This window comes from Acinetobacter rudis (assembly GCF_000829675.1).
Lineage (GTDB): Bacteria > Pseudomonadota > Gammaproteobacteria > Pseudomonadales > Moraxellaceae > Acinetobacter > Acinetobacter rudis.
In genome coordinates, this window is the sequence record NZ_BBRX01000100.1 from 1 (window position 1) to 10,127 (window position 10,127).

Genomic DNA, 10,127 nt, shown 5'->3' on the forward strand with positions numbered 1-10,127 from the left:
ATAAAAAAAGGCTCTATAGCAAGTGTATAGAGCCCTTTTATGATCTTGGATGATATTTACATCTTAGATCTCTATACTCAAGCCCTTAGGCATAAGTATTACTGTTTTGCATAGATACTGATTTCTACACGGCGGTTAAGTTCACGACCTTGAGGTGTTGAGTTATCCGCGATCGGGTTCGCAGAACCATGACCTTGTGCGTTGATACGTACAGCAGGAACACCTTGTCCTGACAAGTAGTTTGAAACTGCTTGAGCACGTGCTTGTGATAATGGAAGGTTAATTGAGTCATTACCTGTGCTATCGGTATAACCAGTTACCAAAATAACGCTCTTGTTATCTTCTGCTAGTGTGCTCGCTACTTTATTCAAAGTACCGTAGAAGTTAGGCTTAATGTTTGATTTATTGGTATCAAAAGTAATGCTACCAGGCATAACTAAGTTTACAGAACCATCTGGATTACGAGAAACGTCAACACCCGTTCCAGCCATTTGTTCGCGTAATTTTTTCTCTTTATTGTCAAGATAAAGACCAGCACCTGCACCGAGTGCCGCACCAATTGCTGCTGCACGGTTATTTTGTGCTGCAGTGTTTGCATTTGAACGTGATAGACCGTAACCAGCCAATGCCCCAATACCAGCGCCGATTGCTGTTTTTTGATAATCGCTTAAACCACCGCCAGTTCCATTGCTCGTTGTTTGACAACCTGAAAGTGCTAAAGCCCCAGCTACCGCAGAAATTACTAATGCACGCATGACATGCCTCCAACTTGTATTGTGTAAATATGTCGTAATAATGGTAAATACAAACCAATATTGCCATTAATTTTTTGTTAATAGTAAACTTTTAAATTACATATTGTAATATGTTAAATGATATATTTTAGCCTTAACCCTCACAATTCGTTCTTATTTATGCTTCTTTGACATGGCTTAGCAACTCAAGTCAAAATAGCCTCCTAACTCAAGTATGAACATTGGGATAGTTCTATGACTTCAGAAATAAAAAAGCAAACACGATTTAAAAAACTGTCCAAAGGACTCACCGTTGGCTCAGTCATGGCAGGAAGCACATTTTTACATGGACCTCCCGTACTCGCACTAGGTTTAACTAAGTTATTTAAACAGTCAAGTAAAGTGGATGAAACCAATATTCAGATTACCAATAGCTGGCTTAAAGTAAACAACTGGTTAATAGATCATGTGTTACCCGAACTTCAATGGGACATTAGCATCGACCCCGAGTTATCACTGAGTTTACAAGGCCGTTATCTGATGACTTGTAATCATCAAAGTTGGGTAGACACCACTGTAAATCAATATTTTGGGCTCAGTCGCATGCCACTGACTCGCTTCTTTACCAAATGGGAACTCATTTTTATTCCCTTTGTTGGTCAGGCCTTTAAAATCTTAGGCTTTCCAATGATGAAGCGACATAGCAAAGCACAAATTGCAAAAAATCCTGAATTAAAACATCGTGATTTAGATGAAGCTCGTCGCGCTTGTGAATTACTGCTCAGTCAGCCCTTTACCTTATTGAACTACTTAGAAGGCACACGCTTTACAGCAGAAAAACATGCTCAACAACAGTCTCCGTATCAAAACCTACTTAAGCCTAAAGCTGGTGGATTAGCGCTGGCTCTCAATATCTTGGGAAATAAAATCGATGCTTTAGTCGATATGACCATTGTTTATCCTGACGGCGTACCCGACTATCAAAATTTTTGGTTAGGTGATACGTCAAAGATTATGGTCAATCTACGCAAAATAGAACTTCCAGAGTGGATTTTAGCGGGCAGCTATGAAGATGATCCTGAGTACCGTCAACGTTTCCAGCAGTGGATCGATCAAATCTGGAAAGAAAAAGATCAACTTATTACCGAGATGAAAGCCAAGCACATGGTTTAAGCTTGAGCATTAATGTGTATGACTCATCATGCGCCATGCTGTTCAAGCAACAATCATCGTGATTTATAGCAAGGATGTTTATGTCAGCCACATTGCCTCAAGATCAACCAGACCATCCTAAATATGGTCAAAACAGAACAGAACGTAAAATTTACTTGATATATGACATCTTCATGATAGGGATCATTATCGTCAACCTGTTCTGTTTATTGTCCAATGCCATATTAATGAGCAACTTTGCACATTGGCTATTTGGGATGTTGCAGCTTGATGCGATATTGAATTTCTATCGGCAAGAGCTCAATCCTTGGGTGATTATTACCGAAAGCTGGTTCATTAGTTTTCTTCTCATCGAATTTGCTGTTCGTTGGTTTATCGCAATTGTACGTAAACATCATCAACGCTGGTTTTTCTTTCCATTTATTCATTGGTATGAATTACTTGCCATTACGCCACAGCTACGCTTTTTAAGACTTCTACGTGCTGTGGTCATTGGTTATCGTCTACACGAGATGGGACACCATGTTATTCCTGAAAAAATATTAAAGACCTTGAGTTTTTACTATAAATTAATCATGGAAGAGCTTTCTGACCGAGTTGTAATGACGGTTGTCGATGGCGTTCGCCATGAATTAAACAGCAGTTCAACGCATCGTAAAATTATTCATGATTTAATCGACCATCATCGCCAGTTGTTTGCCACTACATTGGCTGAAGTATTACAGGAAAGCTTATCCACTGAGCTTAAAGTACAACAAAACCAAATTAGTTATCAGGTAGGTCAAGTCGTCAATCAAGCGATCGAAGACACACCCGAATTGACGCAGATTCTACGACGTTTACCTATTGTCGGGGGAGTATTAGAGCAGCGTATTCAAGACATAGGCCAGCGTCTAGGTGAAAATATCAGTCGAGGCCTAATACAGCCCTTTACCCAAGGTTCTGTACAAGACCCGAATCAGCTTTTCCAACATATTGCCGACAAAATAAGCAATATTAATATCGATAATCAAAACTTAGAAAAGTTAGTAGAATCGGCAGTCTATGAGAGTCTAGATGCAATAGAAAAACAAATCCAAGTAAAACAATGGAAAATTGAGCTTGAAAAATATGAATCTGCTAGAGATTAATCAATCCCTTGAAAATATTTGTATCTTTGCTAGTGAAATCACGCAAATTGAACTAGCATTTGCTGACTTTCAATTTATTCCGATCACAATATAAATTCGGAGCTCCTTAAGGAATAATTATGGGCGATATACGGATCACCGGCAGAATGGTTAATTTTACCCGATTAACTTTTGACACAAGTGATCATTCCGTCATCCGCAGTAAACTGTCAACGATGTTGGATGAAAATGCGTATCAGGGTGCACTGGTGATTATCGATACCACCGTTGAGCAGGAACTTATTTCTCTGATTCAACTACTCATCGATTTAGACTTACAACCGATGGCAGTCATTGACGGATTACTTGGCGATCAAGCACGTGCAATACAGTTTCCTGTGATTGCGGCAGATCGTCCATTACAAAAAATAAAAGCAACGAAAGAACAAGTTGTTGAACATAATAATGCTGCTAAAACATCAGAGAACACCGCAGCACAACACAATATTAGTCAAGTCACCTCATACCACGATGAAGTGCTTAGAACTGGACAATGTTTAGTGCAGAACCAAGGTGATATCATTGTTAATTCTGGAATAAACAGTGGTTCTGAGTTAATCGCATCTGGTAATATTCATGTATATGGTAGCGTTCGTGGTCGAGTCATTGCAGGTGTTGGTGGTGATACTTCTGCCAGAATTTTTTGCCATTCGTTAGAAGCCGAGTTGGTTTCAATTGCTGGAACTTACTGTGTTTCAGATGATATTCCTGAAGATATGATAAAAAAAGCCGTACATATTTACTTGAATGAACAACAAGAGCTTGTATTTGAAGCTCTACAAATTTAATGTATTTAACCTAAGCACCATTAACCCCATTAAACTGGGAGTATTACCATAACAGGAGTGGATTCGGTGGCCAAAATTGTTGTTGTTACATCAGGCAAAGGTGGCGTGGGTAAAACCACAACTAGTGCATCTTTTGCAACAGGTTTAGCCCTACGAGGCCATAAAACTGTTGTTATTGACTTTGATGTAGGTTTGCGAAATCTAGATTTAATCATGGGCTGTGAACGCCGAGTCGTTTATGACTTTGTCAATGTTTTAAATAACGAAGCACGCTTACAACAAGCACTTATTCGTGATAAAGAAATCGAAAATTTATATATTTTACCTGCTTCACAAACTCGTGATAAAGATGCACTCACTGACGAAGGTGTAGCACGTGTCATGGATGAGTTGTCTCAAGAATTTGATTACATTATTTGTGACTCTCCTGCAGGTATTGAACGTGGTGCGATCTTAGCGATGTATCATGCAGATGAAGCGATTATTGTAACTAACCCTGAAATTTCATCGGTTCGTGACTCTGATCGTATCATTGGTATGCTTGATAGCAAAACTAAGAAAGTAGAACAAAATGAAGGACGTGTACGTAAACATTTATGTATTACACGTTTTAATCCGGAACGCGCAGACAAACAAGAAATGTTGACTGTAGATGATATTTCTAAAGATATCTTACGTGTTCCTACTTTAGGTGTAATTCCTGAATGCCCAAGCGTACTTCAAGCGTCGAATGAAGGGAAACCGGTTATCCTCTATACTGACGCAAGTGCAGGTCAAGCATATGATGATCTCGTTGCGCGCTTCCTCGGTGAAGAGCGTCCTTATCGTCACATTAACGTGAAACCCAAAGGCTGGTTGGCACGTTTATTTGGAGCATAAACATGGCGGGATTTTGGAGTAGACTTTTCAGCAGCGATGACAAACAGTCCAGTGCTCAAACAGCTAAAGATCGTTTAAAGGTTATTGTTGCGTCTGAACAAGGCTTAGAAAAACGTTTAAGCCAGGATAAAATTGACCAAATGAAAAAAGAAATTATGCAGGTGGTCAATCGTTATGTACGTGGTGTAGACGAACAACATATCCAAATGCAAGTTCGTTCTGAAGCCAATATTGAAATGCTTGAAATGAATATCAATTTACCTGAAGAACGATAAAAACATAATTGATTAGTCATCAATGATGAAAAAAGGCAGAATGACTCAGGTTATTTTGCCTTTTTTATATATTTAGAATACGGAGATATCGACATGGCACTCTCTCAGCCAGCGACGTTCAATGAAGAATGGTCAGATGAACGTGTATTTGCCTATCTGACTCAATTACCTCCAGAAGGTGAAGATGCAGACTTTCATGTGCTATATCATGCATATAAACACATGCGTACTGGTGATTATCAACGTTTATTACAACGTTTTGTTGCAGATGGGCGTAACGTGCAAGCAACCAATAAACAGGGACAAACGATTCATCAGGTGATTGCACAATTTCCACGCCATAGCCAAGACTATCTTGATGTACTTAAGCAGTTTGCTTAAAACACCAACCACACACAACAATTGCTCTGTGTGTGGTTCATCTATAATGCTAAATCATCATCGGTGTACAAAGTTCAATAAGAAAACCATTGATATCTTCAACATAAGCAATTGATTGCCCCCAAGGCATACGCTCAATGGCTTTAATTTCTTTAGCACCAGCAGCGATTGCCTGTTGCAATGCATCCTCAAGCCGATCGGTAACTAGGGCCAATTCAAAGTTTGGTGTCTGACTGTCTGCACGTTTGGGATTTTTCCCCAATGATCGAATCAAATCAAAAGAACTAAAAGCGATAGTCGTCTGACCACTTTCTAACTCTGCATAGTCACCTTTTTCATGCTGAAACTTAAGTTCAAAATCAAAAGCATCTTTATAAAATTGCACCGTTTTTTTCACATCTTCAACATATAAAATTGTATATGCAAACTTCATCTTGTCACTCCCCCTTTCATTCTTCAAAAATAATTGATTTATAGCTTATTCAAGTCCCTGAGTATTAGCGTTTTGACTATGTTCAGAACCAACTATAGTGTTTAAGCACAAATCAACAGTGCTATAACGATGTTATGCACTGAAAATAAATAAACGAATTCAAGCAAATTTCTCTGCTTAGCCCAAACGGCAATCATCTATTCGTTATTAAAGTTCATGTCGTTGCTATAGTACGAACTTTAGAACATTTTGCTATCTTGTAATGAATATCACAAATGTTCAATATAAAAACTGCTTAATTACTACCAACGGTCTAAAACTTCGGAGTATCGTATTGTAATTGTCGTTAATCATTTTTAAAAAAATAAAAATAATATATAAATTCAACCACTTACCAACAAAAACCATTAGCTTACAAACGATGAAGCTCGCCCACATCATTCTGAAACGTCAATCATTTAATAAAAAGGCTTTATACCTATATGACGAACGATTTAAATAAAATGCACTTGTGCTTTAAATACAGCAGCTTTTCATCAAGTGGTTTAATTCAAATATCAAATACGAGGCATGAATGAGACTGATGGCATCTTAGTGTTTTTCTCTTTTATGCTCTTGTCCAAAACGATCAACATGGGTATAAAAAATGCCATAACGTCCAACATAATATTCCAATGATTGCTGTTCAAAACTCCAATACACTGACCATTCACCAAGGTCATAGTCAACAACTTGACTTAAGCATTTTGCTGGCATTTTATTGAGAAACCGTTGTTGAATTTGTTCAGCTAAAACTCTCGAAATAATGTGTTGTCGTTGCTCAAAAAGTAACTCTGCAACTTGATCAAAACGCAAACGATCCTCTGCAAGCTGAGCCAGTTGTTCGGGTAATAATTCAGATTCGGTTATCGTTGGCTCTGTAGATTTCTTTCTCCCAGACCACATGCTTTTTATTTTTTTAGGTTTGCTTTGTACATTATTTTTTACAGCATGTTTACTTTGCCAACGAATCAAAAGATATAGGCAAACAACGATTAGTAAAAATAATAGCACCCATCCCAACATAGCAGACCTTTATGTTTCTAAAATATCCACGAACGATCAAATGTTTATTGATTTAACTCACAATCAATATGACTTTTTTAGTATTACTTTAACAACGCAGCTATTCAAACAAAAAAATAGTAACAACTCATATGAAAATACAGTTCCTTAACATCGACAGACGTCCATACAAAGAACTTAGCTTCATCAAGATAAGCGCTCAGTTTTCTGTCGATGCAATAATTGAATCGATTTTTGAGCTAATTTTATTGCAAATTGATCGATATATCGACTAAAAATTGCCGCACTGACAATAAGCAATAACATATACAACAACAATGCAATGGCTACAGCAAAACTATAATTCAACTGCCAAAACATCAGCTGATTTAAGATCGGTACGCCAAATAAATACAGTAAAGGTAAATGCAATAAATAGATAGAAAAAGACCATCGACCGAGTAATACCAACATTTTTTTATCTAAATATTTTGATAACTCTACATTCATAACTACGCTATAAACCAATAAAGCACCTGCCAAGAAGTTGCCATATTCATAAGCTCGATGACCTAAAAGCTTAACCCACCATTGATATGAAGCACTACTTTGATGTACACCAGCAAAATATAATGCAATAAACATCAATAATACCGCACTTGGCCAACTCAACAACTTGGCATAACGGTAGATATATAAACCAATGACAAAACAGCTTAATCCTAGCAGCATCCCTTCTCCCCAAACCATATAACTCATAAGAGGTAAAACGATTGAGGCAATAAAAAATAAGGCATGACTTTTTTGGCTAATATAAATTAAGAAAAACAATAAAAAAGAGCCAAAAAATTCAATTTGCATTGTCCAAAGTACCCAATTTACAGAGCTTTGAGCAAACAAGAATGCACCTATACTGCCCTGATATAGAGCCTGCGATAAAGTCACGGTCTGGCCCAGATATTCCGCTAACCATGCTTGAGTATACTGAGCATCGACCTGAAAGCTATTGACGATCAACCAAGTGATCAAGCAAGAACTCAGTACAGGTATCATTAATCGAGGATAACGCTTAATCATCATGCTTTTTAACTGAGTATTTAGCTGGGCTTGATGTTTATAAATTGCATAACTTAATACATAACCACTGAGAACAAAAAACACATAAACAGCAGCAGTACCAGAATATAAAAATCCCAGAGGAGAATGATGAATCCAATTGACCCAAGCAATCTCTGTACTCGGTGGATCAAAACGATGTAAACCAGGTAAAAAGCTTAAACTGAGGTGTGAAAGCACCACCACCAAACTAGCCAACCCTCGAATACTTTCCGCAGCATTTAACTTTTGCATAAATTTTAGCTATTGTACCAATGAAAATGAGTGGTTTTGTTTAAAACCACTCATTTATAGCGCCAGAATAAATGGCTCGAGATGAGCACAGCATTAATTGAGATGGGTTATTTTACCCTCTCGATTATGGTGTACATACACGACTTTCTGTTGCCGCGTTTCTTCTAAATGTTTCTGATGTAAACCAAAATATTTAGCATACTCTTCAACTTTCTTTTGTTCAGCCTGAGATTTGGACTTGGGTGAAACAAAAGTACTCCACATCCAAAGCGTTATTGCACAAGCAACTAAAGCGGTAAAACCATTTTCAATCACTGATGAGAATGTCTCTAACACACGATTAAGCAAGTTGATTTGATGTGCATAAATTAATCCAATCACAATAACAATTGGACGCCACAACAGTAACCAACTCCCCCATAGCAATAAAGTTGTCGTATTTGAAACATAACGTTTATGTAATGGGAGCTGTTGTCGTAAATCAATAACCAAAGGATTCTTTTTCATTGATACACTCCCTTAAAATATTTAACGATCATGGCGTATACCTCGATCTGGACTGACCCATCTCGCTCGCTCACTACTACTTCTAAATAATACTCTTGGAAAAGCGACAATGCTTGCTGAAATTGTGATAAGCCAAAATGCAAATGGATACCAAATCATCCAGTAATAGTTTTTCCAAAGACCCGATTCATAACGACTATCCATCCATTTACTGATCGCAAACTGTAATAAACAAGTCGCTCCCAATAATACGCCAGCACCAAAGGGTAAAAATGGTGAACCAAATTTTGGTAAACCAGCCAAGGGTAAAAGCAACTGTACCAGCCACATGACGGCGATAAACAACATCAGATAAGACCAGATTAAAGTTAAACATAACTCAATATATAGTGGCCATAAAAAGTTCAAACGAGGCTTTACAATCACATCGATGTTTTTAATTAACACCTGTGCCCCACCCATCGCCCATCTCAATCGTTGTTTCCATAAACCCGCTAAACTTTCTGGCATTAAAATCCATACCAAAGCATTCGGCTCAAAATGTACATCCCATCCTGCGCGCTGTAGTTTCCAAGTAATATCAATATCTTCTGTCAACATATTGGGAGACCAATAGCCCACATCATGCACTGCACTTTTACGAAAAGCCGTGATTACCCCTGATACGGTAAATACGCGACCAAAAGTACGCTGTGCACGCTTTATCATGCCAACAATAGAAGAAAACTCACCGACCTGAATCCGTCCTAATAAGGTAGAACGATTACGAATACGAGGATTACCCGTCACAGCTGCAATCGCTGGATTGTTTTGAAAATGACGAATCATCCATTTTGCAGCATGAATATCTAATAGTGCATCGCCATCAATCCCAATTAAAAACTCAGCATCAGTCACTAAGCTTCCAGCTTGCAGAGCCATCGCTTTACCTTGGTTTTCTACCAAATGTACAACACGCAAATGCTCATATTGCTCTGCAATCCGATTTAAAACTTCAGCAGTATTGTCTGAACTCCCATCATTGATTGCGATCACCTCAAAATTTGGATAGTCGAGCTTTAAAGCATGACTCACCGTTTCACAGGCATTTTCTCCCTCATTAAAACAAGGTATTAACACTGCAACTTTGGGATAATCTTTAAGTTCTACAGGCTGTGTATAAGGGGGTTCCTTACGCTCAGACCAATAGAAAATCAATGCACCAATCATCCAAAGAAAAGACATAAACAATGGATAATAAAAAATAAAGTTCAGCATAGCCTGCCAAATGCTTTGAAAAGTCGACATATTGTTGCCTTATGGAATCAAACGATACGACTTCGTATCAAAAACTTTACGCATTTCAGCAGTACCTGGATGACCTTGAATTGGATCATCTGGATAATAAGCGACAT

Annotated in this window: 12 protein-coding genes; 6 read left to right on the forward strand and 6 right to left on the reverse strand. The window is 38.0% G+C overall.

Going from position 1 to position 10,127, the window contains the following annotated elements; all coding sequences use genetic code 11:
• Nucleotides 1–98: 98 nt before the first annotated feature.
• On the reverse strand, nt 99–755 hold the full coding sequence (locus tag Aru01_RS17185) for a YiaD family glycine zipper/OmpA-like lipoprotein (RefSeq protein WP_016657261.1): 657 nt from the start codon (nt 753–755) through the stop codon (nt 99–101).
• Nucleotides 756–989: 234 nt separating this feature from the next.
• On the opposite strand from Aru01_RS17185, the gene yihG reads away from it, so the two are divergent.
• The 6 genes from yihG to Aru01_RS17215 all read left to right on the forward strand — a co-directional run bounded on the left by yihG (nt 990) and on the right by Aru01_RS17215 (nt 5,399).
• Nucleotides 990–1,907 carry a 1-acylglycerol-3-phosphate O-acyltransferase, YihG family gene (yihG, locus tag Aru01_RS17190; RefSeq protein WP_016657262.1) on the forward strand — a complete coding sequence of 306 codons (918 nt, stop codon included), beginning with the start codon at nt 990–992 and terminating at the stop codon, nt 1,905–1,907.
• An 80-nt stretch (nt 1,908–1,987) separates the two neighbouring features.
• Nucleotides 1,988–3,037, forward strand: coding sequence for a hypothetical protein (locus tag Aru01_RS17195; protein WP_016657263.1), 1,050 nt, complete (start codon nt 1,988–1,990; stop codon nt 3,035–3,037).
• 119 nt (nt 3,038–3,156) lie between these two features.
• Nucleotides 3,157–3,864, forward strand: coding sequence for a septum site-determining protein MinC (gene minC / locus Aru01_RS17200; protein WP_016657265.1), 708 nt, complete (start codon nt 3,157–3,159; stop codon nt 3,862–3,864).
• 66 nt (nt 3,865–3,930) lie between these two features.
• Nucleotides 3,931–4,743 (forward strand): septum site-determining protein MinD, encoded by an 813-nt coding sequence (gene minD, locus Aru01_RS17205; protein WP_016657266.1) that lies wholly within the window; start codon nt 3,931–3,933, stop codon nt 4,741–4,743.
• A gap of 2 nt (nt 4,744–4,745) precedes the next feature.
• A complete protein-coding gene (gene minE / locus Aru01_RS17210) occupies nt 4,746–5,018 on the forward strand; it encodes a cell division topological specificity factor MinE (RefSeq protein ID WP_016657267.1) in 273 nt (90 codons plus the stop codon).
• Between the two features lie 93 nt (nt 5,019–5,111).
• Entirely contained in the window at nt 5,112–5,399 is a 288-nt protein-coding gene (locus tag Aru01_RS17215) for a PA4642 family protein (protein WP_016657268.1), read from the forward strand.
• A 49-nt stretch (nt 5,400–5,448) separates the two neighbouring features.
• Here the strand turns inward: Aru01_RS17215 and Aru01_RS17220 are convergent, their stop codons facing one another.
• The 5 genes from Aru01_RS17220 to pgaC all read right to left on the reverse strand — a co-directional run bounded on the left by Aru01_RS17220 (nt 5,449) and on the right by pgaC (nt 10,020).
• Nucleotides 5,449–5,832, reverse strand: coding sequence for a VOC family protein (locus Aru01_RS17220; protein ID WP_016657269.1), 384 nt, complete (start codon nt 5,830–5,832; stop codon nt 5,449–5,451).
• A gap of 591 nt (nt 5,833–6,423) precedes the next feature.
• Entirely contained in the window at nt 6,424–6,897 is a 474-nt protein-coding gene (locus Aru01_RS17225) for a hypothetical protein (RefSeq protein ID WP_016657270.1), read from the reverse strand.
• A gap of 186 nt (nt 6,898–7,083) precedes the next feature.
• The gene (locus tag Aru01_RS17230; protein ID WP_016657271.1) at nt 7,084–8,226 is read right to left on the reverse strand and encodes an acyltransferase family protein; all 1,143 of its coding nucleotides are present in this window, start codon (nt 8,224–8,226) and stop codon (nt 7,084–7,086) included.
• Nucleotides 8,227–8,319: 93 nt separating this feature from the next.
• Nucleotides 8,320–8,733: a poly-beta-1,6-N-acetyl-D-glucosamine biosynthesis protein PgaD gene (gene pgaD, locus Aru01_RS17235; RefSeq protein WP_016657272.1), complete on the reverse strand. Its 414-nt coding sequence runs from the start codon at nt 8,731–8,733 to the stop codon at nt 8,320–8,322.
• 21 nt (nt 8,734–8,754) lie between these two features.
• A complete protein-coding gene (pgaC, locus tag Aru01_RS17240; protein WP_016657273.1) occupies nt 8,755–10,020 on the reverse strand; it encodes a poly-beta-1,6-N-acetyl-D-glucosamine synthase in 1,266 nt (421 codons plus the stop codon).
• Nucleotides 10,021–10,127 lie beyond the last annotated feature (107 nt).

Excerpts from the sequence above, each read along its gene's own strand:
- Aru01_RS17185 (WP_016657261.1), bottom strand. The coding sequence starts at position 755 with ATGCGTGCATTAGTAATTTCTGCGGTAGCTGGGGCTTTAGCACTTTCA.
- yihG (WP_016657262.1), top strand. The coding sequence starts at position 990 with ATGACTTCAGAAATAAAAAAGCAAACACGATTTAAAAAACTGTCCAAA.
- Aru01_RS17195 (WP_016657263.1), top strand. The coding sequence starts at position 1,988 with ATGTCAGCCACATTGCCTCAAGATCAACCAGACCATCCTAAATATGGT.
- minC (WP_016657265.1), top strand. The coding sequence starts at position 3,157 with ATGGGCGATATACGGATCACCGGCAGAATGGTTAATTTTACCCGATTA.
- minE (WP_016657267.1), top strand. The coding sequence starts at position 4,746 with ATGGCGGGATTTTGGAGTAGACTTTTCAGCAGCGATGACAAACAGTCC.
- Aru01_RS17215 (WP_016657268.1), top strand. The coding sequence starts at position 5,112 with ATGGCACTCTCTCAGCCAGCGACGTTCAATGAAGAATGGTCAGATGAA.
- Aru01_RS17220 (WP_016657269.1), bottom strand. The coding sequence starts at position 5,832 with ATGAAGTTTGCATATACAATTTTATATGTTGAAGATGTGAAAAAAACG.
- Aru01_RS17225 (WP_016657270.1), bottom strand. The coding sequence starts at position 6,897 with ATGTTGGGATGGGTGCTATTATTTTTACTAATCGTTGTTTGCCTATAT.
- Aru01_RS17230 (WP_016657271.1), bottom strand. The coding sequence starts at position 8,226 with ATGCAAAAGTTAAATGCTGCGGAAAGTATTCGAGGGTTGGCTAGTTTG.
- pgaD (WP_016657272.1), bottom strand. The coding sequence starts at position 8,733 with ATGAAAAAGAATCCTTTGGTTATTGATTTACGACAACAGCTCCCATTA.
- pgaC (WP_016657273.1), bottom strand. The coding sequence starts at position 10,020 with ATGTCGACTTTTCAAAGCATTTGGCAGGCTATGCTGAACTTTATTTTT.